The sequence below is a fragment of the Xanthobacter autotrophicus ATCC 700552 genome (genome assembly GCF_043194565.1).
GTDB lineage: Bacteria > Pseudomonadota > Alphaproteobacteria > Rhizobiales > Xanthobacteraceae > Xanthobacter > Xanthobacter autotrophicus_F.
In genome coordinates, this window is the sequence record NZ_JBAFVS010000007.1 from 167,574 (window position 1) to 190,098 (window position 22,525).

15 protein-coding genes are annotated in these 22,525 nt (G+C 69.1%); 7 read left to right on the forward strand and 8 right to left on the reverse strand.

Annotated elements, in window-relative coordinates; genetic code table 11:
- Positions 1-100 precede the first annotated feature (100 nt).
- Positions 101-1,579: an NAD-dependent succinate-semialdehyde dehydrogenase gene (locus V5F48_RS10050; protein WP_394258573.1), complete on the forward strand. Its 1,479-nt coding sequence runs from the start codon at positions 101-103 to the stop codon at positions 1,577-1,579.
- A gap of 54 nt (positions 1,580-1,633) precedes the next feature.
- Here V5F48_RS10050 and V5F48_RS10055 read toward each other — a convergent pair whose 3' ends face one another.
- From V5F48_RS10055 to V5F48_RS10070, 4 genes are all read right to left on the reverse strand, one after another.
- A complete protein-coding gene (locus V5F48_RS10055; protein WP_394258574.1) occupies positions 1,634-2,092 on the reverse strand; it encodes a carboxymuconolactone decarboxylase family protein in 459 nt (152 codons plus the stop codon).
- Between the two features lie 38 nt (positions 2,093-2,130).
- A complete protein-coding gene (locus V5F48_RS10060; protein ID WP_394258575.1) occupies positions 2,131-2,892 on the reverse strand; it encodes an ABC transporter permease in 762 nt (253 codons plus the stop codon).
- On the reverse strand, positions 2,889-3,881 hold the full coding sequence (locus V5F48_RS10065; protein WP_394258576.1) for an ABC transporter ATP-binding protein: 993 nt from the start codon (positions 3,879-3,881) through the stop codon (positions 2,889-2,891). The genes V5F48_RS10060 and V5F48_RS10065 overlap by 4 nt, the downstream gene beginning before the upstream one ends.
- Before the next feature lie 76 nt (positions 3,882-3,957).
- Positions 3,958-5,106 (reverse strand): Tim44 domain-containing protein, encoded by a 1,149-nt coding sequence (locus V5F48_RS10070; RefSeq protein WP_394258577.1) that lies wholly within the window; start codon positions 5,104-5,106, stop codon positions 3,958-3,960.
- A gap of 20 nt (positions 5,107-5,126) precedes the next feature.
- On the opposite strand from V5F48_RS10070, the gene V5F48_RS10075 reads away from it, so the two are divergent.
- On the forward strand, positions 5,127-6,188 hold the full coding sequence (locus V5F48_RS10075) for a hypothetical protein (protein ID WP_394258578.1): 1,062 nt from the start codon (positions 5,127-5,129) through the stop codon (positions 6,186-6,188).
- Between the two features lie 69 nt (positions 6,189-6,257).
- Here the strand turns inward: V5F48_RS10075 and V5F48_RS10080 are convergent, their stop codons facing one another.
- Positions 6,258-8,048 carry an acyl-CoA dehydrogenase gene (locus V5F48_RS10080; protein WP_394258579.1) on the reverse strand — a complete coding sequence of 597 codons (1,791 nt, stop codon included), beginning with the start codon at positions 8,046-8,048 and terminating at the stop codon, positions 6,258-6,260.
- A 151-nt stretch (positions 8,049-8,199) separates the two neighbouring features.
- On the opposite strand from V5F48_RS10080, the gene V5F48_RS10085 reads away from it, so the two are divergent.
- The 3 genes from V5F48_RS10085 to V5F48_RS10095 all read left to right on the forward strand — a co-directional run bounded on the left by V5F48_RS10085 (position 8,200) and on the right by V5F48_RS10095 (position 10,490).
- Positions 8,200-9,252 carry an L-threonylcarbamoyladenylate synthase gene (locus V5F48_RS10085; RefSeq protein WP_394258580.1) on the forward strand — a complete coding sequence of 351 codons (1,053 nt, stop codon included), beginning with the start codon at positions 8,200-8,202 and terminating at the stop codon, positions 9,250-9,252.
- The gene (locus tag V5F48_RS10090) at positions 9,249-9,701 is read left to right on the forward strand and encodes a GNAT family acetyltransferase (protein WP_394258581.1); all 453 of its coding nucleotides are present in this window, start codon (positions 9,249-9,251) and stop codon (positions 9,699-9,701) included. The genes V5F48_RS10085 and V5F48_RS10090 overlap by 4 nt, the downstream gene beginning before the upstream one ends.
- Positions 9,702-9,800: 99 nt before the next feature.
- Complete coding sequence (locus V5F48_RS10095) at positions 9,801-10,490, forward strand: fumarylacetoacetate hydrolase family protein (protein ID WP_394258582.1); 690 nt, start codon at positions 9,801-9,803, stop codon at positions 10,488-10,490.
- A gap of 417 nt (positions 10,491-10,907) precedes the next feature.
- Here the strand turns inward: V5F48_RS10095 and V5F48_RS10100 are convergent, their stop codons facing one another.
- Complete coding sequence (locus tag V5F48_RS10100) at positions 10,908-11,231, reverse strand: hypothetical protein (protein WP_394258643.1); 324 nt, start codon at positions 11,229-11,231, stop codon at positions 10,908-10,910.
- Between V5F48_RS10100 and V5F48_RS10105 the strand changes: the two genes are divergently transcribed.
- Positions 11,154-12,422 carry a glycosyltransferase gene (locus tag V5F48_RS10105; RefSeq protein ID WP_394258639.1) on the forward strand — a complete coding sequence of 423 codons (1,269 nt, stop codon included), beginning with the start codon at positions 11,154-11,156 and terminating at the stop codon, positions 12,420-12,422. The genes V5F48_RS10100 and V5F48_RS10105 overlap by 78 nt on opposite strands.
- A complete protein-coding gene (locus V5F48_RS10110) occupies positions 12,419-13,642 on the forward strand; it encodes a glycosyltransferase (RefSeq protein WP_394258583.1) in 1,224 nt (407 codons plus the stop codon). Before V5F48_RS10105 ends, V5F48_RS10110 begins: the two co-directional genes overlap by 4 nt.
- On the opposite strand, the gene V5F48_RS10115 is transcribed toward V5F48_RS10110, so the two are convergent.
- Together V5F48_RS10115 and V5F48_RS10120 are read right to left on the reverse strand one after the other, a co-directional pair.
- Entirely contained in the window at positions 13,593-14,924 is a 1,332-nt protein-coding gene (locus V5F48_RS10115; protein WP_394258584.1) for an aminotransferase class I/II-fold pyridoxal phosphate-dependent enzyme, read from the reverse strand. The two genes, V5F48_RS10110 and V5F48_RS10115, sit on opposite strands and share 50 nt — an antisense overlap.
- Complete coding sequence (locus tag V5F48_RS10120) at positions 14,921-22,291, reverse strand: SDR family NAD(P)-dependent oxidoreductase (RefSeq protein WP_394258585.1); 7,371 nt, start codon at positions 22,289-22,291, stop codon at positions 14,921-14,923. Before V5F48_RS10120 ends, V5F48_RS10115 begins: the two co-directional genes overlap by 4 nt.
- Positions 22,292-22,525 lie beyond the last annotated feature (234 nt).

The window sequence follows — 22,525 nt, forward strand, 5'->3', positions numbered from 1 at the left end:
CTGAGGCGTCGCCCCTGTCCCGCTGGCAGCGCCGTCCTATATCGTATATCCAACGCCGGCGTTCGATCGCCCCGGCCCTTCATGCCCTCAGGAGCCTCCCATGGCAGCACCCCAGCCCATCTCCCGTTCCGGAACCGCGCATTTCACGCTGCTGCGCGACAAGATGCTGATCGGCGGCGCCTGGGTGGACGCGGACTCCGGCGCCACCATCGCGGTCAACAATCCGGCCACCGGCGAAATCATCGGCACCATCCCGAAGGCCGGCGCCGCCGAGACCCGCCGCGCCATCGAAGCCGCGTCCGAAGCTTTCAAGACCTGGCGCGCCACCACCGCCGCCGAGCGCGCGGTGAAGCTGCACAAGCTGGCCGACCTCATCACCCAGAATGCGGATGAGCTGGCCGCCATCCTCACCACCGAGCAGGGCAAGCCGCTGGCCGAGGCCAAGGGCGAGATCGGCGCCTCCGCCGGCTATGTGCGCTGGTTCGCGGAAGAGGCCCGGCGCCTCTACGGCGACGTGATCCCCTCCCCCTGGGCGGGCCGCCGCATCCTCGTCACCAAGGAGCCGGTGGGCGTGGTGGCGGCGGTGACGCCGTGGAACTTCCCCTCCTCCATGCTGTCGCGCAAGATCGGGGCGGCGCTGGCGGCCGGCTGCACGGTGGTGGCCAAGCCCTCCGAACTGACCCCCTATTCGGGCCTCGCCTGGGGCGTGCTGGCGGAGATGGCCGGCATCCCGGCCGGCGTGGTCAACATCGTGGTGGGCGAGGCCCCGGCCATCGGTGGGGAGATGACCTCCAACCCGCTGGTGAAGAAGGTGACCTTCACCGGCTCCACCCCCGTGGGCAAGCTGCTGATGAAGCAGTCCGCCGACACCATGAAGAAGATCTCCATGGAACTGGGCGGCAACGCGCCGTTCCTGGTGTTCGACGATGCCGACCTTGACCTTGCCGTGGAGCAGGCCATCGCCTCCAAGTTCCGCAACGTGGGCCAGACCTGCGTGTGCGCCAACCGCTTCTACGTTCAGGCTGGCATCTATGACGCCTTCGCCGCCAAATTCGCCGAGGCTGCGAAGAAGCTGAAGGTGGGCAACGGCCTGGACGAAGGCGTGGTGGCCGGCCCGCTCATCGACGAGCGCGCGCTGGCCAAGGTGGAGCGCCTGCTGACGGATGCCCTCGACAAGGGCGCCACCGTGCTCACCGGCGGCAAGCAGCCGGCCATGGGCGGCACCTTCTTCGAGCCCACGGTGCTGGCCGGCGCCACCCAGGACATGGCGTTTGCCCGCGACGAGATCTTCGGCCCGCTGGCCCCGCTCTTCAAGTTCGAGACCGAGGAGCAGGCCGTTTCCTACGCCAATGCGACGGAATACGGCCTCGCCTGCTACTTCTTCACCAAGGACCTCGGCCGCGCCTTCCGCGTGGCGGAGAAGCTGGAATACGGCCAGGTGGGCATCAATGCCGGCGTCATCACCACCGAGGTCGCCCCCTTCGGCGGCGTGAAGGAAAGCGGCATGGGCCGGGAAGGCTCCAAGTACGGCTGCGACGACTATCTGAACATCAAGTACATGTGCGTCGGCGGGCTTTGAGCCGGCCAAACCCTGGGCAAGCCTCGGGCGGTTCGCCGCCCGGGGCTCCCCGCATCAGGCCGGTGGCGCAAAGCGCAGGGCGATGCCGATGCGGTTCCAGGCATTGATGGAAGCGATGGTCACCGTCAGGAAGACCGCCTCGTCCTCCGAGAACTCCTGCAGCAGCGCCGCCCAGGCCGCATCGGAGGCGGCTTCCGCCTCCAGCTGCGTCAGCTCTTCCGCATAGGCCAGCGCCGCCCGCTCCCGCGCCGAGAACAACGGCGCATCCCGCCACGCCGCGAGCAGGTCCAGCTTGTCCTGCGGCACGCCGGCCTTGCGGGCCACGCCCAGGTGGAACTTCAGGCAAAAGGCGCAGCCGTTGATCTGGGAGGCGCGCAGCTTCACCAGCTCGGTCAACCCCTTGTCGAGGCCTGCGGCATCCACCGCCCTGGTGAGGGCGGACAGGCCGGCATAGACATCCGGGGCGCGCTCGGTGAAGGCCTTATAGGTGGGGCGGGACAAGGGATCGGCCACACAGCTTCCTTTCGGTTCGCAGATCGCAGGGTCCACTGTCAGCTCTTCAGCCGGTAGCCGGTGCGGAACATCCAGCGCACGGTGAAGAGGCACACGACGAGGAAGGCCAGCGTCATGGCGAAGCTCACCTCCACCCGCACGTCCGAATGGCCGAAGAAGCTCCAGCGGAAGCCGGACACCAGATAGACCACGGGGTTGAACAGGGTGACCGTCCGCCACACCGGGGGCAGCATGTCCAGCGAATAGAAGGTGCCGCCGAGGAAGGTCAGCGGCGTGATCACCAGCATGGGGATGAGTTGCAGCCGCTCGAACCCGTCGGCCCAGATGCCGATGATGAAGCCGAACAGGGAGAAGGTGACCGCCGTGAGCACCAGGAACGCCAATACCCAAAACGGATGGCGGATTTCCAGCGGCACGAACAGCGAGGCGGTGGCCAGGATGATGATCCCCAGCACCGTGGACTTGGTGGCCGCCGCCCCCACATAGCCCGCCACGATCTCGAACGGCGAGACCGGCGCCGACAGCAGCTCGTAGATGGTGCCGGTGAAGCGCGGGAAGTAGATGGCGAAGGCCGCGTTGCTGATGGACTGGGTGAGCAGGGTCAGCATCATCAGCCCCGGCACGATGAAGGCGCCGTAGGCGACGCCCCCCACCTCTGCCATGCGCGGGCCGATGGCCGAGCCGAACACGACAAAATACAGCGACGTGGACAGGACGGGCGAGACCACGCTCTGCCCCAGCGTGCGCCGGGTGCGGTTCATCTCGAAGCCGTAGATGGCACGGATGGCTTGCAGGTTCACGGCTCGCGCCTCACCAGGCTCACGAAGATGTCTTCGAGGGAGCTTTGCTCCGTGTGGAGATCCTTGAAGGCGATGCCCTCGGACGACAGGGCGGCGAGCAGGCCGGCGATGGAGAGGCCGTCGTCGTCTCCCTCGCGATTGGTCGCATAGGTGTAGGTGAGGCGGGTTCCATCGGCGGACAGGGCAAGCCCGAAGTCCGCCAGCGCCCGCGGCAGGGCGGAAAGCGGCGTGGTCAGCTCGACGGTGAGCTGCTTCTTGCCCAGCTTGCGCATGAGCGTCGCCTTGTCCTCCACCAGGATCAGCTCGCCCTTGGCGATCACCCCCACCCGGTCGGCCATCTCCTCGGCCTCCTCCAGATAGTGGGTGGTGAGGATGATGGTGACGCCCTCGTCGCGCAGCTCGCGCACGAGGCGCCACATGTCGCGGCGCAGCTCCACGTCCACGCCGGCGGACGGCTCGTCGAGGAACAGCACTTCCGGCTCGTGCGACAGCGCCTTGGCGATGAGGACGCGCCGCTTCATGCCGCCCGAGAGCGTCATGATGCGCGCATCCTTCTTGTCCCACAGGGACAGGCTGCGGAGCACCTTCTCGATATGGGCGGGGTCCGCCTTGCGGCCGAACAGGCCGCGGGAGAAGCTCACGGTGGCCCACACGCTCTCGAACGAATCGGTGGTCAGCTCCTGCGGCACCAGGCCGATGCGGGAGCGCGCCGCACGGTAATCGGCGACGATATCGTACCCTGCCACCTCTACCTTGCCGGCAGTGGCGTTCACCAGGCCGCAGATGATGGAGATGAGTGTGGTCTTGCCCGCGCCATTGGGCCCGAGCAGGGCAAAGATCTCGCCGCGCCGGATGTCGAGGCAGACATCCTTCAGGGCGACATGCCCCGTCGCATAGGTCTTGCCGAGGCCGGAGACGGTGATGACGCTGGTGGAGGGGCTCCCGAAGGAGTCGCTCTTGAAGGAGTCGCGGGTCGCAGGAGCGCTCATGGGCGCGCTTTAGACCACGTCGCGGCGGCGGCGGGAAGCCCCGCCGCCTGCCCCTCACGCATATGCGAGAGGCCGCTCAGGCGCCCTGGATGGCGCTGAGGCGCCAAGCCCCAGCCTGCCCACCCGTGGGACCGGCCATGCGGTCGCGCACGAAGGTCCACACCTCGGTGCTTTCCCCCACGCCCGCGGCATTGCCCGAGACCACCCGGCCGCTCGCTCGGTCCAGCATCACGTCGCGGCTGGCATAGCGCATGGCAACGGTGGCGTACTCGCGGTTGCCTTCCCGCCACGCCTCGGCCAGGTCGCCCTGGAGCAGCTTCACGTCGGAGACGTCGTTGCGCACCCCGCGCTCGGCGTTTTCCCGCTGTTCGTCGGCGAGGTAGCCGAACATCTCCGGCGTGGTATTGGCCCGAAGCTCCGCCTGGTCCTCACGGCTGACGGCACCCTGGATGATGCCGAGCAGGCGCTCGAAGGCATCGAAATCGGCTGCGGAGAGGCCGATCTCATCCTGCACGCCGGGCGTCCGCCCGGAGCCGGCGGGCGGGGCAGCGGCGGTCGGCGGTGCGCTGGCGGCGCGCCAGTCGCCGGGCGCCGCGGGACGCGGCCCGCCGGAGCCTGCACCAGAGCCAGAGCCCGCACCGGCGGGAACCGGCTGGGAGCGACGCAGCAGGCGCATCACCAGCATGACGACGCCGACGACAAGGCCGACCTGAAGCAGTAGCCCCAGGATACCGGCAAGGCCGCCAAGCCCCTGCCCCATCAGCATGCCGATGAGACCGCCGATGAGCAGGCCGCGCATGAGCGAGCCGCCCAAGCCGCTGCCGAACATGGAGGAGCGCGGCGCGGCAGCCTGCGGGCGGGCCGCGCTGGACGGCGCCGTCTGCGGCGAAGTGGTGGAGCGCTGGACGGGTGCCACCGCGCCCGGCGTCGTGGGGGTGGCAGCCGGGGTCTGGTAGGTCCGGGTTCCTCGGCTGCCGAAGGAGCCGCCTTGGCGCGCCTCCGCATGGTCCGCGGCGACGAGCGTCAGCGCACCAGCGACGGCCAAAGCCGCCATAACCGTCCGCTTGCGAAACATGGACATGCCGATCTGGTCCTCCCCGACGCCGGGCAAATGCCGCAACGTCACATGCCCCATCATATAGGAAAGGCCGGCGCCGATTGCGAGGGCTTCGGCGCCGCGTTTGCCACTGCGCCGCGCGCTGGTAAGGTCGCCCGCCTGACGCACCGACGTTTCCCGGAGCCCCCATGCCCGTCCTTGCCGTGCGTGCCTTGTCCCGAAATGCCTTTGCAGGGCATGCGTTTGCAAAGCCGATCCTGCGCCTTCTCGCCTGCTGCGCCCTTCTGGCCGCGCCGGTTGCCGCTCTGGCCGAGCCCATCGGCGTCACCGTGCGCAACGAGAGCGTGGCCGCCACCTGCGCCGAAACCGATAACGTCACGCTTTCCTTCGTCTCCGACAAGGTGAGCCGCTTCCGCATCATCGCCCGCCATCCGGCCTATGCCGGCATGCTGCGCGTCGACCGGACCGAGCCGGATTTCGACACCTGCGACTTCTCCGGCGACCCGGCGGTGCCGGCCACCACCCCCGCACCGTCCGGAACGTCGCCCGCCGCCGCCACGGCGCCTAAGCGCATCACCATCTACGAGACGCCGGACCTGTGGCTCACCGGCTTCATCTTCCCCTCGTTCTGGCGGGCCGCCACGGTGCCGTTCCGGGTCGGCACCGAGGTGACGCAGGGCCTGCACATGGTGCAACTGTGGGTCCGCGGCGAAAACCAGCAGCCGGAAGAGGTGCTGGTGGTCTATCCCCCCGATGGCTACTGGCGCGCCCGGCCGCTCTCGCCGGCGCATCTTTCCAGCACCGCCTATGGCTCATCCTTCCTGCTGGGTCCGGTGGAGCAGGCCGAGCGCCCGCTGGTGCGGCTGAAGGAAATCGGCTTCGCGCCGCAGACCCGCACCTTCACCCTGTCCTTCGCCGATGGCGGCAAGGCCCGGCTGAAGCTCGCCGGGCTGGATCGCGACGCGCTGACCCTGGAAGCGGAATTCGACGGCACGGCCCCGCGCACCTTCGCTGCCCTGCGCTCCATGTACGTGACCGAGGGCAATGCGGACGTGGCCCGCGTCTCCTGGCGGACGCTCGCGAAAACCGGGGCATCCCAAAGCGGGGCACCTGCCAGCATCGGCGAGGCCCCCATCCTGAGCTTCACCGATGCCGACAACGTCGCCATGCTGTGGGCAGGCCGGCTGGTGCCGTCCCGCCACAACACCAGCGCGCCGGACTACATCTTCGACGGCTTCGCCAGCCGCTAGAGCCTTGTGTTGACGCGTTTTCTTCACGCGAACCGGTACCCACTTCGCTCGAAAACGCTCTAAGCCGCATCAGGCGACGGCGAGCACCGCCTCCGCCTCCAGCACGCCATTGGCACCGCTGGTGACGGTCTCTTCCAGACCCTTCGCCTCGGTGGCGAGGTTCTCGGCGAAAAAGCGCGCGAGGGCGATGCGCGCGGCAAGGCGCGGGTCGGTGCCGCCCGCCGCCCGCTCGGCGTAGGCGGCCAGCGCCACCTTGGCGAGATAGGCCCCACCGGCGGCACGGGCGAACAGGCGCAGGAACGGCGTGGCCCCGGCCAGCGCCTTGGCCTGGTCGCTCGGCAGCCAGTCCAGCATCTTGCGGGTGGCGCGGGCGAGCGCATCCACGGTCTCGGCGAGCCGCACCCCCGTATGGCCGAAATCGGGGGCGTTGAGCGCGGCCACCTCGGCGGCGATGTCGCGATAATCCGCGATCACCGCATTCACCACGTCGCCGCCTTCCTGCGGCAGCTTGCGGGTGACAAGGTCGATGGCCTGGATGCCGTTGGTGCCCTCATAGATGGCGAAGATGCGCGCATCGCGCAGGTGCTGGGCCGCGCCGGTCTCCTCCACATAGCCCATGCCGCCATGCACCTGCACGCCGGTGGAGGCCACCTCGATGCCGATGTCGGTGGAGAAGGCCTTGGCCACCGGGGTCAGGAGGCTCGCCTCGGCCAGCGCCGCGGCGCGGGCGGAGGGGTCGGGCAGGCGGTGGGCGCGATCAAGGGCGTCGGCGGTCTTCAGGCAGATGGCGCGGGCGGCGTCGGTCTCCGCGCGCATGGTGAGCAGCATGCGCTTCACGTCCGGATGGGCGATGATGGGGGCCGAGCCCTCGAAGCCCGGCGCCTTGCCCTGCCGGCGCTCCTTGGCATAGGCGAAGGCGCGCTGGGTGGCGCGCTCGGCCACCGCCACGCCCTGGACACCCACGGCGAGGCGGGCGTTGTTCATCATGGTGAACATGCAGGCGAGGCCCCTGTTCTCCTCGCCCACGAGGTAGCCGATGGCGCCCTCGCCGCTCTCGCCGAAGGCCATGGTGCAGGTGGGCGAACCGTGCAGGCCGAGCTTGTGCTCGATGCCGGCGCAGACCACGTCGTTGCGCGCGCCGAGGCTGCCGTCCGCATTCACGAGCACCTTCGGCACCACGAAGAGCGAGATGCCGCGGGTGCCGGCCGGCGCATCCGGCAGGCGGGCGAGCACGAGGTGCACGATGTTCTCGGCGATGTCGTGCTCGCCGTAGGAGATGAAGATCTTGGTGCCGAAGATGCGGTAGGTGCCGTCCGCCTGCTTCACCGCCTTGGCGCGCAGCACGGCGAGGTCCGAGCCCGCCTGCGACTCGGTGAGATTCATGGTGCCGGTCCAGGTGCCGGCCACCATCTTGGGCAGGAAGGTCTGCTGGAGTTCGGGGGCGCCGTGGGCGGTGAGCGCCTCGATGGCGCCCATGGTGAGCACGCCGCCGATGCCGAAGGCGGGCGAGGCCGAATTCCAGAACTCCGTCAGCGCCGAGGTCACCGAGGTGGGCAGGTCCTGGCCGCCGAACGCCTCTTGTGCCGCAACCGAACTCCAGCCGGCGCTGGCCCAGGCCTCATAGGCGGCGCGCCAGCCTTCGGGCGTGGTCACGGCGCCGTCCTTGAGGGTGCAGCCCTGCTTGTCGGCCACCTTGTCGAGGGGCGCGATGACCGCGGCCGCGAACTTGCCGGCCTCTTCCAGCACCGGGTCCACCACGTCGAAGGAGAGGTCCACAAGGCCCTGCTCCATCAGCTGGGGAAGTGTCGTGCAGGTCTTGAGAAAAAAGGCGACCTCTTCCACCGGCGCGCGATAGCTCATGTGACCCTCCCGTGTGCGCCATGCGCTTGACCGGCCCCGCGGGGCGCGCTCTAAGCACGCGACGTTCGGCTTCCCACATCGCGGCGCCGGCCGGCTTCGTCAAGAGGCGTATTGTGGCCCTTTGGTCGGACACGCGCGGATAGAAGGCATCATGGTTTCTCCCGCCCCGCCGCACCCACGGCCAACGTGTCCACACCCGACGCGCCTTCTGCCGGCCGCCGCCCCCGGCGCGGTCGCCGAGGCGGCGCGGCTTCTGGCCGGCGGCGGCCTCGTAGCCTTTCCCACCGAGACCGTCTACGGCCTCGGCGCCGATGCCGCCAACCCCGAGGCCGTGGCCGCCCTCTATGCCGCCAAGGGGCGCCCGGCCTTCAACCCGCTGATCGCCCACACCCAGGACGTCGCCTCTGCCCGCCGGCTCGGCACCTTCAACCGGGCGGCGAACATCCTCGCGGAGCGCTTCTGGCCGGGGCCGCTGACGCTGGTGGTGCCCTATGCCGGCGGCGACGGCGTCTGCGAGCTGGCGCGGGCGGGGCTCGACACGGTGGCCCTGCGCGTGCCCGCCCATGGCGATGCGGCGGCGCTGATCGGCGCTTTCGGCGGCGCGGTGGTGGCGCCCAGCGCCAACCGCTCCGGCCATGTCTCCCCCACCACCGCCGCCCATGTGATGGACGACCTCGAAGGCCGCATCGACGCGGTGCTGGACGGCGGTCCGACCCCGGTGGGGGTCGAATCCACCATTCTCGATGTTACCGGTGAAGTACCGGTGCTGCTGCGTCCCGGCGGACTGGCGCGGGAAGAGATCGAGGCTGCTCTTGGCCATGCCGTCGCGCGGCCCGGCGCCACCGATGACGCCCGCCCGATGGCACCCGGCCGCCTCGCCTCCCATTATGCGCCCCGCGCCGTGCTGCGGCTCGACGCCACCCGGGTCGCCCCGGGCGAAGCCTTGCTCACCTTCGCCGGCGCGGCGCCGGACGGCACGCAGGATGCCGGAAGCCTGCTCGACCTCAGCGCGTCCGGCGACCTCACCGAGGCGGCCGCCCGGCTGTACGGGGCGCTACGGGCGCTCGATGCCTCCGGCGCCGCCGCCATCGCCGTAGTGCCCCTGCCCCGCACCGGCCTGGGCGAAGCCATATACGACCGCCTCCAGCGCGCCGCCGCGCCCCGCCCGTCCCAGAACACGTCCACAAGCGAGATCCCCGCATGACCGAGACGCTCGCCGCCACCGCCGTTGAGGGCTTTGCCTTCAGCCATGCGCAGGACACCGACACGCAGGCCCTCAAGGCCCTGTGGGAACGCACCGGCCTGACCCGGCCATGGAACGATCCCCTCGCCGATATCGCCCTTGCCCGGCGCGGACCGCATTCCACCATTCTGGTGGCGCGGCGGGACGGCGCGCTCGCGGGCTCGGTGATGGTGGGCCACGACGGCCACCGCGGCTGGATCTACTACCTCGCCGTGGAGCCCGATCTGCAGGGCAAGGGCCTCGGCCGCGCCCTGCTTACCGCCGCCGAGGACTGGCTGCGGACCCGCGCCGTGCCCAAGCTCATGCTGCTGGTGCGCCCGGACAACGCGGCCGTGCGCGGCTTCTATGCCGCCGTGGGCTATCTGGAAGAGCCGCGCGTCGTCTTCTCCCGCCGCCTCGACGGGAAATAGAACGCTTCGGGCGCAAGCGCGCCGGCAGGGGCCGCAGGATACCCTTTTCTCCCCGCCGCCTGCGTCCTATGGAAAGGGACCCCTCTCCGGAGCCTTGCCATGGTTGCTTACGTCTTCGCGCCGCCCGCCGTCCCCACCCTTCCGATCGTGGGCAGCGACGACCACTTCCCGGTCCACCGCATCTATTGCGTGGGCCGCAACTTCGCCGACCATGCGGTGGAGATGGGCCACGATCCCAACAAGGAGCCGCCCTTCTTCTTCCAGAAGAATCCCGACACGCTGGTGCCCCACGGCGCGACCATCGCCTATCCGAAGATGTCGCAGGACGTGCACCACGAGGTGGAGCTGGTGGTGGCGCTGAAGGCCGGCGGCGAGGACATTCCGCTGGAGCGGGCGCTGGACTGCGTGTTCGGCTATGCGGTGGGCCTCGACCTCACCCGCCGCGACCTGCAGGGCGAGGCCAAGAAGCTTGGCCGGCCATGGGAAGTGGGCAAGGCGTTCGAGGAGGCCGCGCCCTGCTCGGCCCTGGTGCCGGCGGCGACCATCGGCCATCCCGATGCCGGGCGCATCTTCCTCAAGATCAACGGGGCGGTGAAGCAGGACGGCAACCTCAACCAGATGATCTGGAAGGTTCCGGAGATGATCGCCACCCTCTCCACCCTGTTCAGGCTCGCCCCCGGCGACCTCATCTTCGCCGGCACCCCGGCGGGCGTCGGCCCCATCGCAAAGGGCGACGTGCTGGAAGGCGGCGTCGAAGGCGTGGGCGAACTCCGCCTCACCGTGGTCTGAGGCACGGATCCGGCCGGCGCCTCCGCACGGCCGGATCGTCCTGCAATGGCCGGGAAGCCGCGCAGGCGCGGAGACCTCGGCCCCCCGGCGAGGCCCGGCTGCGATCTTCAACGGGCAACGATGATCGCAGATGGCGGGGGGGCCTCGCGCACCCTCCCCTTTGGACGCCATCTGCCAACGCGATTCAATGGGGCGCTTAATGTGCCAAGCCTGGCATCGGAATCACCAATTGTCCGGTCCGCAATGTGACTGGGGACCCTTACGGATATGGCTTTTCATTTCCATATCTTTCCAGATCAAATAAACTTCGGTATTCCGCCTGAAATACCGCTGCAGAAGCGCAAAATATACCAGCGCTTTGAACCGATCTCACTGGCGGCGTGACTCACTTGCGGCATGGCTCACTGGCGGCGTAACTCAAACGAACCAGCCTCCGGCAAACCGGGGCGATTCACGCGCCGCCAATCGCCCAGAACAAACCGGACTGCCTCTGGTAAGGTGAACCTCATGCATTTGAATCATGTAGCCTGAGAGGTCATGCGCCAGTTTGCCGACGAGCCGCCCCTCCCAGCCCGCCCCCTGCGGGTGGCGCTCTTTGTCCATGCGTTCTTTCCAGACCACTTCTACGGTACGGAATCCTATACGCTCGCACTTGCACGGCAATTGCGCGCGTTCGGTCATGACCCAGTCATAGTCACTGCGCTCAGCCCGGGTGACCCAGCCCAGGGCTGCGAGGTCCATCGCTATGTCGTCGGCGGCATCCCGGTTTTGCGTATCGATCGGAACGCGACGCCGCCACGCAATGCGCGCGAAGAGTACGACATGCCGGCCCTTGCTCCGCTACTGGAGCGCCTCCTGCGGGAGATCCGGCCGGATGTAGTCCATGTCTGCCATCTGGGCAATTTCTCCGTCGTCCTGCCGCAGGTGACACAGGCCCTGGGCATTCCGACCTTCGCGACGCTGACCGACTTCTTCAACCTCTGCCTCAACAGCCTCCTTCAGCTTCCCGGCGGGGGCCTGTGCGCCGGCCCCGATGCGCGGCGCCTCAACTGCATGACATGCGGCATCCTGATGCGTCGGTCCGAGCGAGTGAAACCGTTCTGGACGGTGCTGGCGCACCCGGCCGTGCACCATCTCGCCGCCCTTGCCGGAACGTACCTCGCCCCGCTCCTGCCGCCACCGCTTGGAACCGATGCCCTGGCGGTGATCCACCGGCCGCAGGTTTTCAGGGCGGCCATGGGGCGATACCGGGCCGCCATCGCGCCGACGCGCTATCTGAAGGATACCTTCGAGGCCAACGGCATCACCCTGCCGCTGGTCCACAGTGCCTTCGGCATCGATATTGATCGTTGCCCCAAGCCGCCTGCCACCGGTCGCCCGGTGCGCTTTGGCTTCATCGGCCAGCTTCTGATGCACAAGGGGCCGCATCTGCTGCTCCAGGCGCTTCGGTTGCTGCCCGCGGACGCCTTTACCCTCGATATCTGGGGCTCCGAGCAGCTTTATCCCGACTATGCGCGGGACCTGCGGAGCGTCGCCGCGCCGATGCCGGTCACCTTCCATGAACCGTTCGAGGAACACCGGATGGCCGAGGTCCTCTCCCGGATCGACGTTCTGGTGCTGCCATCGACCTGGTTCGAGAACGGGCCGCTCACCTTGCTCAAGGCGCTTGCGACCCATACCCCCGTGGTGGTCTCCGACGTGCCGGGCATGACCGAGTTCATCCAGGAGGGCATCGACGGCTTCGCCTTCCCGCGCGGCGATGTGGAAGCGCTCGCCGTGGTCCTGCGCCGGTTCGTGGAGGCCCCGGACCTCGCCCGCCGCATGAGCGCCTCCACCGCCTATCCACGTACCGAGCGCGACATGGCGCAGGAGGTGCTGGCCCTCTATTCCCGCTTCGGAGACAGCCCGCCGCCGGCGGTTGGCGCAGCATGAGGGTCGCCATTCTCTGTTCTGGCTATCTGCCGGTGCTGGATGGCGTCACCGTCAGCGTGGCTGCGCGGGTCCAGCGGCTGGCGGCGCGCGGGCACGATGTTCTTCTGCTCGCGCCCCGGCGTGCGGACGATCTGCGGCGTCCGGCCGGCCTGCCCGATGGGGTTGCCTTCGCCGGCCTGCCGGGAACGCCGTTCGGCGCCGCGGCGGGGGATTTCAATCCCGGTCCCGCCGCCCATGAGGTGATCGAGCAGGCGCTCGCCGCCTTCGGTCCGGACCTCATCCATGTGGACGAGCCCGAGCGGCTTGCCTGGGGTATCAGGCGCCTGCCGGGTGTCGCCTTCGCCCGTCGCCACGGCATCCCGGCCGTGGCGTTCTTCCACACCAATTTCGTCGATTATTGGGGACAGGGCAGCCCCCGCCTGGTGCCTGTGCTGGACCCGCTCAAGGCCATGGGCTGGCGGCTTGTGACGGCACTGTACAACAGGTTTGACGCCACCCTGGTGCCGAGCGCGCAGACCCATCGCCGTCTCGTCGGCTTCGGGCTGCGCAATGGGGTCTGCGGCCGCTTCAACGGTGTCGACACGGCCCGCTTCTCGCCGTCCCTGCGCACCCCCGGCTATTGGGGGCGGAACTGGGGCCTGCCCGCTCTCGACGGCCGGCCGGTGATGATCATTGCCGGACGCTTGACACCGGACAAGGGCTGGTCGTCCTGGGGCGAGGCGCTGCCGGCGCTGGCCCGGCGTCTCGGCGCGGGCCTCGGCGTGGTCATTGCCGGCGACGGGTCACTGCGGTCTCATGTGGAGCATCTGGCGGCGCGTCTGCCCCGCGCGCATGTGCTGGGCGCGGTGCCGCATGCAGACCTCGGAGCGCTTCTCGCCAACAGCGATGCCTATGCCACCTTCTCCCGCTGCGAGAATGCGAGCCTCGCCGTCTATGAGGCACTGGCGAGCGGCGTGCCTGTCATCGCCCCGCATGCCGGTGGCATTCCGGGGCAGGTTCGCCACGGGGAGAATGGCTTGCTGTTTGAGCCCGGCAATGTCGGTGACTTCGTGACCCAGCTTGCCCGCCTCATGGAGGACAGGGCGCTCGCAGGCCGTCTCGGTGCGGCCCTCGCCGCCGAGCGGGAGGTGCTGGATTGGGAGCCGGCCTTCGAGGCGTGGCTCGATGCCGTCAGCCGGATCGCGGAAGTGGCAGGCCGAGGGCGGCGGCCTCCTGCGTGAGGGCGTCCAGGGCCTGATCGAGATGGGCGTCGGTATGGGCGGCCGAAAGGAAGAAGCGCAGTCGGGCCGAGCGGTCCGGCACACCCGGCGGCAGCACCGGGAAGACATTGATGCCGCGCTCCAGAAGCCTCTGGGCGAGTTGCACGGTCTTGATGGTTTCACCAACGATGACTGGAACGATGCCGCAGCCCCAGGCGGTTCCCACATCGAAGCCGCGGGCCACCACCTCGGCGCGAAAGCGCGTGCCGTGGGCCGAAAGGCGTCTCACCCGCTCGGGCTCCGCGACCATCAGCTCCAGCGCGACGCGGGCGGCCTCCGCCACGGGAACCGGCATGCCGACGCTGTAGACCATGCCCGGCGCGAACGCCTTGAGATAGTCGACCAGCGCTGTCGGCCCGGCGATATAGCCGCCGCAGCTCACCAGTGACTTGGAGAGCGTGCCGAACCAGATGTCCACCGCCCGCGGATCGACGCCCGCATGCTCGGCGATGCCCCGCCCGGTGGCACCGAGCACGCCGAGGCCATGGGCGTCGTCGATCATGAGCCAGCACCCGAAGCGATCCTTCAGCGCCACGAGGCGCTTCAGGTCCGGCCCGTCCCCGTCCATGGAGAACAGGCCTTCGCTGACGATCAGGACACGGCCGAACCGGTCACGGTCCCGCGCCAGCATGGCCTCAAGCGCATCAAGATCATTGTGGGGGAAGGTGCGGCGGGTGGCGGGACTGTACTGGGCGCCGAGCAGCACGCAATTGTGCATGAGAGCATCGGTCACGACCAGGTCATTCGGCCCCATCAGTGTCGGGATCACCGCCAATGCCGTGGCGTGGCCGCTCACGAAGGCGAGGGCCGCCTCGGCCGCGTAGACGGCGGCGAGCCCCGCTTCGAGCGCCCCATGGGCCGGACGCTCGCCCGCGGACAGGCGGCTCGACGAGACGCTGGTGCCCCATTGCGCGGCCGCATCGGCAACGGCGCGGGTGATGCGCGGGTCGCCGTTGAGGCCGAGGTAGTCGTAGGATGCGAAATTCACCACATCCCGCCCCTCGATCCTCGAAACGGCTCCTGCGCGCATCTCGTGCAGGCGGTGATAGGGGCTCTGCAATCCCAGCAGATCCGCCGCGGCGCGCTGCGTCCTGAGTTCCGTGAAGCGGGGCAAGGTATCGAAGGCCACCTGCGGCCCGTAGTCCGTGCGCTCGGGTGGCCGGGCCGCCGCCGGGGTGGGCGTCCTCATCTCGGCCATGAGCCGGGCGAACTCGTCGTCCGAGAGGCGGCCACCACCGCTCATGCCCGTCGCCCCGTGGCGCCGCGCCGGGCCCCGATGGCCTTGAGGATGGCGCTGCCGTCTTCCGGGGCGAGGCTGACGCCGTGCTGCTCCAGAAGCGCTGCATCAGTTGCGTCCGGTTCGGCCTCCGGTGCCTCGGAGGGCGGGGCGGTTGTTCCGCGCAGGCTCGCCAGGGCGACGCCGGTGAGGTCCGCCAGGCTGCGGCCGCTGCCGATGGCGAGGAGCGGCAGTTCCAGACCAAATTTCTTTTCCAGCGTCAGCCGCAGCTCCAGTGCCATCAGGGAGTCCATGCCGAGCGCGGAGAGGGGTGTGCCCGCATCCACCGTCTCGGCGGGGAGGCGCAGAATGCCGGCAATCTCCCGCGCCAGCAATGCGCCGAGAAGGTCGCGGGCGGCATCCTCGCTCAACCCGATAAGGCGTTCGGAAAGGGGATCGCCCTCGCCCCCCATTTCGTTGGCCGCGGCAGAGAAGAGGCGCGGGAAGGTCGGCGTCTTCAGCACGGCGAGCTGGCTTGCGATCGCCGTCTGGTTCACCTGGGCATAGACCGCCACGGGTCCGGCCTCCCGTCCTCGGGCCATCAGGCGACCGAGGAAGTCGAGCGCCTCGCCGGACGCGATGCCAGCGACGCCGGTGGCGCGGGCGAGGCGCTGGCCGAGCGCTTCCTGCTTGGCGATCACGCCGGCATCGGAAATGGCCCCCCAGGCCACGGCAAGTCCCGCAAGCCCGCGGCTGCGGCGATTGCGCACCACCCCTTCAAGGAAGGCGTTGGCGGCCACGTAGGCGCCCTGTCCAGGGCTGCCGATCATGGCCGAGGCCGAGGAATAGACCACGAAATGGTCCACCGGATGGGCCTTCGTGATGCGGTCGAGGGCCAGCACGCCGTCCACCTTGGGGGCGAGCACGGTGGCAAGGCTCTCGGCGGTGAGGTTCGCCACCACCCCGTCCTCCAGCACCATGGCGGTGTGGATGATGCTGCGCAGCGGGCCGTGGTCGGCCACCAGGCGGTCCACGAGAGCGGCAAGCGCATCGCCGTCGCGCGCGTCGGCGACCTCCACGACCATGCGGGCTCCGGCCTCATTGGCCGCGGCGATGCGGGCAGCGGCCTCGCCATCGCGCACGCCCCTGCGGGAGGCGATCGCGACAACGCCATTCGTTCGGGCCGCGAGCCACAGGGCGGTTTCGAGGCCAAAGCCTCCGGTACCGCCGATCACCAGATGGAGCCCCTCACGCACTGCGAGCTCGCCTCTGGCGGGCACCGCCAGCCGGCCCCTCTGCTGCGGGCGCACGACGATCTTGCCCATGTGGCGCGCGCCCTGCATCTGGCGAAAGGCCTCTCCCACATTCTCGCCATCCACCGCGCGATAGGGCAAGGGATGGAGCTGGCCCGCGCCGAACGCATCGCCGATGTCGGCCATCACCCGCTTGGCCCGCTCGCGATCGTGGGCCAGCAACTGGTCGAGATCCACGCCGAAATAGCTGAGGTTGCGCGCGAAGGGGCGCAACCCCATGGCGGTGTTGGCGAGGAAGTCCCGCTTGCCCAGTTCCACGAAGCGGCCGAACGGCTTCACCAGGCGTAGGCTTGCCGCCATGGCGTCGCCGGCGAGGGAGTTCAGAACCACATCCACCGCGCCGTGGTCCCGGGCAATCTCCCGGGCAAAGGCGAGATCGCGCGAATTGTACACGGCCTCGACGCCGAGCGCCCGCAGCAGCGCCGCCTTGGAGGGGGTGCCCGCCGTGGCGATGACCCGCGCCCCGCGCGCCAGCGCGATGTCCACCGCGGCGAGGCCGACACCGCCGGCCGCCCCGTGGATCAGCACCAGCTCTCCCGGGGCAAGGCGCGCGCAGTCCACGAGCCCGTACCAGGCGGTGGCGAACGCCACGGGAATGGCTGCGGCTGCTTCGAGGGCAAGGCCGTCCGGCGCCTTGAAGGCGTACCAGGCCGGCACGGTGACGTGGGAGGCAAAGGCGTCCGGCGCAAAGCCCATCACGCCGTCGCCAGCCTTGAGATGGGCAACATCGGACCCGACGCGCACCACGGTGCCCGCGCACTCGAAGCCCAGCGAGGCGGAGGTGAGGCCCGGGCCGAGGATGTCGTCGTCGAGCGCGCCGAGCGCCAGCATCACGTCGCGGAAATTGAGGCCGGTGGCGGCCACCTCGATCTCGATCTCATCGGCAGCCGGCGCCTTTCGCTCGTCCGCGATCCAGCCGAGGGAGCCGAGTGCACCTTGCTGCGGCACGTGGAGGCGCACGCGACGGGAGGCGTCCACTGCGCCCGTCTCCTCGCGGACGCCGCGGAACACCCGCACGCCGAACGTGCCTTCGGGGTAGCAGGCGATTTCCGTCTCCGGCCCCGCGCTGTCGAGGATCCGGCGAAGGCGAAGCGCAGCGTCGGCGTCGAAGGCATCCACATCGACGAGGCGCAGGTCGAGTTCCGGATTTTCGTTGAGGATCACCCGGCCGAAGGCGCAGATGGCCACAGCCGACGGATCGAGGGTGATCCCCTCCAGCGGCCGCCCGCGCGCCGTGACGATCCACAGGCGCACGCCCTTGCTGGCCGCGGCCCAGCCAACACTGCGCTTCAGCTCCAGCAGGCAAGCGGAGAGGGCTGCACGCGGCGCGATCGCGGGATCAAGGACGGCGGGAAAGATCACGTCCCGCGGAGCGCCATCCCAATCTGGATCGGGAAGGGGACCGGCCGGCGCGACAACGTCGCCATCGCCGGCGAGGATGCGGCAGAAGTCCGGGGTCGTGGCATTGCCGAGCACCATGGGCAGCGGATCGCTGCCGCTCTGCGCGACCGGCGGGAGCACGGCACCCACAAGGGTCGTGAGGCCATCCGGCAGCGGTGTGCTTTCGATCCGGGTGCAACCCATCTCGCCGAGCAGAGCGTCCAGCTGAGGCTTGGATATGCTATCGTGGCCCGCTGCCGTCCAGTTGCCGGACAGCAGCTCCATCGCCGCGTCGGCCGTGGGATGGGCAAGGACGATTCGGGCGCCGTGACAGATCTCGGCGATGCGCCGGGCTTCTCCGGGACTGCCGTCGAACGGGCGGCCGGCTGTAAGCCCGACCACGAGGTTCACCGGTGCGCGGCGCGTGTCCGGTTTCCCGGTATCGAGAAAGGCGAAGTCGTCCGCACCCGGCCGTGCGGCGATGCGCTCAAAGGCCGCCGTATTGCCGCCGGCGAAGGTAATGTGTGCCGTGCCTTCCCGCGCGAAGGGCAAGAGGGTGCGGACGAGGCCGCCGGTCCAGGGCTGTACTGCGACCACATGGGGCCGGGCGGGCGCGGCGGCGGCGATCTGCTGCGCTATGGCCCGGCGCAGTGCCGTGAGCCCCGCCTGAAAGACCAGGCCGTCTTCCTCGAACAGTTCGGCGATCGCTGCCGGCAGCGGGCCACAGGCGCCGGTTTCAAGCCCGCCGGGCAGCGTCGCCATGAGATGGGCGGCAAGGCGAATCTCGCCGTTGGCCGCGGGAAAGCGCGCGACGAGGGTCCGAAAGATGGCCTCCGACGCCGGCAACTGCGCCTCTTGAAGGGTCCAGCCGCCAGCCGTGGCTTCGGCAAGCCCGAACGCCTCCAGATAGGCCATCAGGTGGGCGAAATGGTCCTGCGCTCCGGACCCGATCCGCTGGGTCGCCATGAGCGCCGGTCGTGCGACCTCCCGCCCGCCGGCGATGCGGTGCACGGTTTCAAAGACGAAGGAGCGCACGAAGCCGCGCAGCAGCAGGACAGCGTCGATGGGCGCCGCGGTGAAATCGGCAAGGGCCTCAAGATCGGGGGCCGGCGCAGCCGCATGGCCCAGCGGCTCGAACTCCAGCCGAAACTGGCGTTCGGCGTCGTCGCGGCGCGACAACACGACCTCGCGCAGGACGAGGCCTTCCACCTCGGCCACCACCGAACCGTCGGCGGCGAGCAGGCTGATGTCCACGCGCGAGGTGAAGCGGCTTTCATGGACGCGGCGCAGGATGGTTTCCACCACCGGCACCGCCGGTTGCCAGACCCGCAGCGCGCCGATCCGCACCGGCAGGTGGGTCCGCGTCTCGCCCGCCACCTGATGGGCGTCGAGGAAGAGCGAGTGCAGGGCGGCGTCGAGGCTGGTCGGGTCAATCACATGGACGTCGGCGAACAGACCGGTCGGAAGCGGTTGCGTGGAGAGGCGCGCGACCGCCCCGTCGTCATTGCGCTCAACTTCCAGGATCTTGCGGAAGCTCGGTCCGTAGCCGAGGCCGCAGCGCTCCGCCGCCGCATAGACGGCTTCGGGCGTCGCTGTCCTCAGCGTCGCGGCGTCCGGGAGGCTCATACGCATCGGCCGGCCCGACGCGAGGCCGATGCGGCCGACCGCATGGAGCAGGAACGCGCCGCCGCTGAGCCGTCGCCGGGCGCGGATCTCGCAGGTCCGTGAAACGTCGTCGATGCGGGTGGACACCTCGCGCATGGTCCCGTCCGCAAGCGTGAGCGGGCGCAGGATGTCGAAGTCGAGGAGTTCAAGCGGTCCTGCGCCGAAGACGTCGCGACCCGCCGCCAGCATCATTTCCGCGAGCGACGCGCCGGGCACCACCGCCTCGCCTTCCACTCTGTGGTCGGCAAGGTAGGGGACGATCTGCGGGTCGATGAAGGAGCGCCAGTCCGGGATGTTCTGGCTCACGCGCCGCCCCAGCAGGGGATGGGTCGGCGTCGATCCGGAAAAGCTGCCGAAGAGGTCGAGGGCCTCGCTGGTCCGCGGCAGCACAAAGTCCTGCCGCTGGAACGGGTAGGACGGCAAATGGAGGGGCGCTGCGGGGGCTGCGCCGAAGGTGCGCGCGGTGTCGAGCCGTGTGCCGCGCACGAAGGCGCCGGCGACGGTGGCGCGTACCGGGTCCGCCTCCTCGCCATCGTCACGCTCGGACAGGCTGCCAAGGCATTCCGCAGTAAAGCCCGCCTCCTTCAGCGTGTCTCGCGCCGCCGAGAGGAGGATGGGGCGCGGGCCGATCTCGATGAAGTGCGTGGCACCGCGCGTGCCCGCCACGACGATGGCATTGGCAAAGCGCACCGGCTCTCGGATGTTATGCCACCAGTAGCCGGCATCGAGAACGGTACCGGGCAGCAGCGTGCCCGTGACCGTAGAGATGAAATCAAGGCGCGTCGCGGTGGGGGCGAGGTGTTCGAGGTCGGCGCGGATGCCTGCCTCGGCCTCGTCCAGAATGCTTGAATGGAAAGGATAGTCGACACCAATCGCCATGTGGGCGATGCGCTGGAGCCGCGCCGACTTTTCGGCGTGGGCGATGGACACGGCGGAGCCGCTGATGGTAACCGAACGCGGGCCGTTCACGGCCGCCAGATCGAGGTCGGGCTGGTTGAGGTTTTCCAGGAAAGCGCGCGCCTGCGATTCTCCCGCGGCCAGGGCGAGCATCCGCCCGCGGCCGGCAAACGGCTCCTGCCTGAGGCTGCGGTGATGGATGAGATGGATCGCGGCTTCAAGGTCGAGCGCCCCGCTCGCCACCGCGGCGGCCACCTCGCCGACGCTGTGCCCGAGGACCATGTCCGGCGTGAGCCCCTCTTCGGCCAATGCCGAGGTCAGCGCGACCTGGATGGCAAAAATCAAGGGCTGGGCCACCGAGGTCTTGCCGATCCGCGCGTCCAGGTCGACAGCACCCAGCACGTCGGTGAGCGAATAGCCTCCAACTTTGCGATAGAGCTGGTCGGCGGTTTCGAACGCCGAGCGGAAGGCGGCGCTGCGCGCCAGCACCGTCCGGCCCATGCCCACCCACTGGGCACCGTTGCCGCTGTAGACGAACGCGACTTTGCCCTGCAGCGGCAGGGCCTTCCCGGTGGCAACGATGGCCTCCTGCGGGCCGCCCTGGGCAAAACCGCGCAACGCGGTCGACATGTCACGGGCAGGGCCGACCGGTAGCGCCAGGCGCAGGTCGAACAGATCGCGCTGGTGGCGCGTGGCGGCGGCGAGGTCCGCAGGGCTCGCACTGCCTGTCGCGTCGGCGGCCTCAAGGCGGGTCGCATAGGCGCCGGCGAGATCCCGCAGGGCCTCCTGGGACCGGGCGGACAACGCCAGCAGCCGGGCCGGCGCTTCTGTCGGCCTTACATCTGGCATGGGCTCCGCAGCGCGCAGGACCACATGGGCATTGGTGCCGCCAAAGCCATAGTTGCAGACGCCGGCAAAGGGCGTCTGCCCGATATCGAGGGGCACATGCGCCAGCGCCGGCGCGAGATTGAGCTGCGAAAACGCGATGTGGGGGTGGAGGCCATCGAGATGGAGCGTGCGCGGATAGAGCCTGTGCTCCAGCGCAAGCGTCGCCTTCGCCAGCCCGGCGAGGCCGGAGACGCACTCGAGATGGCCGATGTTGGATTTCACCGAGCCCAGAGGCAGCGGCGTGACCCGGCCCCGGCCCAGAGCCGATCCGATGGCCTGCGCCTCGATGGGGTCGCCCACCGGCGTGCCCGTGCCGTGCGCCTCCACAAACGCAAGGCTCGATCCGTCGATCCCCACGGCCTTGTAAGTCTGCTCGATCAACCGTGCCTGACCCTCCACGGAGGGCAAGGAGATGCCGGCGGTACGACCATCCGAATTGACGCCGGCGGCAACCACATGGCCACGAACGCGATGGCCGCAGGCGCGGGCATCCGTGCTCCGGCGCAGGATGATGGCGACCGCGCCTTCCGAGCGCACATAGCCGTCCGCCGCCGCGGAGAACGGCCGGCACTGCCCGGTCGGCGACAGCATGGAGGCCCGCGAAAACCCGATGAAGGGGGCTGGCGACAGCAGCAGGTTCACGCCCGCCACCACAGCGGTGTCGATCAGTCCTGCTTCCAGCGCAATGGCCGCCTGCGCCAATGCGACGAACGACGACGAGCAGGCGGAATCGATGGTGAAGCTCGGGCCGCGCCAGTCGAAGACGTAGGATATGCGGTTCGAGATGATCGACAGGGAATTGCCTGTCATGAAGTGGCTCTCGATGGCCGCCGGATCGCCGGAGGCGCCCATCTGGTAGTCGACGTTGGAGGCACCCACATACACGCCAACGCAACCGAGTGCCGGTGAGGACGCGGGCAGGCCGGCATCCTCCAGCGCCTCCCAAACCACTTCGAGCAGCAGGCGTTGCTGCGGATCGATCTGCTGTGCCTCCCTCGGCGAAATGCCAAAGGCTGTGGGGTCGAACGCGAAGGGTGCGTCGAGGTAGCCACCGGCGAACGTATAGGCGAAGCCGGGCTCGGTGCGGCGCGGATGCAGTCCGAGTTCGACAGGCCAGCGGCCGGTCGGAAGCTCCCGGATGGCAGATCGTGCTTGCGTGAGGAGTGTCCAGAGGGACACAGTATCGGCGGCACCCGGAAGGCGGCAGGCGAGACCGATGATCGCAAGATCACAAGTGGAAAGGCGTATCAATCTTTCGTCCATCCGCGGAAAGGAACCAACATCCGTCTTTTACCACTTTCTGAGGCCACGTTTCGCAAATTGCTTTTTCGACCGGGGCGATAAATTCTACTTCACGCGATCATGCTTCGACACTGAGCCTACATATATCGCGCTGCGGCAACCCGGTCGAGAAAAAGCGCTCCGGCTGTAATTTTTTGCATTTTGCAGAAGTAAGCCGTGGGAGGCGCAAACGCCGACCATCCT

Bases quoted from the DNA above. Each gene is read 5' to 3' on its own strand.
- V5F48_RS10050 (WP_394258573.1), top strand. From the start codon at position 101: ATGGCAGCACCCCAGCCCATCTCCCGTTCCGGAACCGCGCATTTCACG.
- V5F48_RS10065 (WP_394258576.1), bottom strand. From the start codon at position 3,881: ATGAGCGCTCCTGCGACCCGCGACTCCTTCAAGAGCGACTCCTTCGGG.
- V5F48_RS10075 (WP_394258578.1), top strand. From the start codon at position 5,127: ATGCCCGTCCTTGCCGTGCGTGCCTTGTCCCGAAATGCCTTTGCAGGG.
- V5F48_RS10080 (WP_394258579.1), bottom strand. From the start codon at position 8,048: ATGAGCTATCGCGCGCCGGTGGAAGAGGTCGCCTTTTTTCTCAAGACC.
- V5F48_RS10085 (WP_394258580.1), top strand. From the start codon at position 8,200: ATGGTTTCTCCCGCCCCGCCGCACCCACGGCCAACGTGTCCACACCCG.
- V5F48_RS10090 (WP_394258581.1), top strand. From the start codon at position 9,249: ATGACCGAGACGCTCGCCGCCACCGCCGTTGAGGGCTTTGCCTTCAGC.
- V5F48_RS10095 (WP_394258582.1), top strand. From the start codon at position 9,801: ATGGTTGCTTACGTCTTCGCGCCGCCCGCCGTCCCCACCCTTCCGATC.
- V5F48_RS10100 (WP_394258643.1), bottom strand. From the start codon at position 11,231: ATGGACCTCGCAGCCCTGGGCTGGGTCACCCGGGCTGAGCGCAGTGAC.
- V5F48_RS10110 (WP_394258583.1), top strand. From the start codon at position 12,419: ATGAGGGTCGCCATTCTCTGTTCTGGCTATCTGCCGGTGCTGGATGGC.
- V5F48_RS10115 (WP_394258584.1), bottom strand. From the start codon at position 14,924: ATGAGCGGTGGTGGCCGCCTCTCGGACGACGAGTTCGCCCGGCTCATG.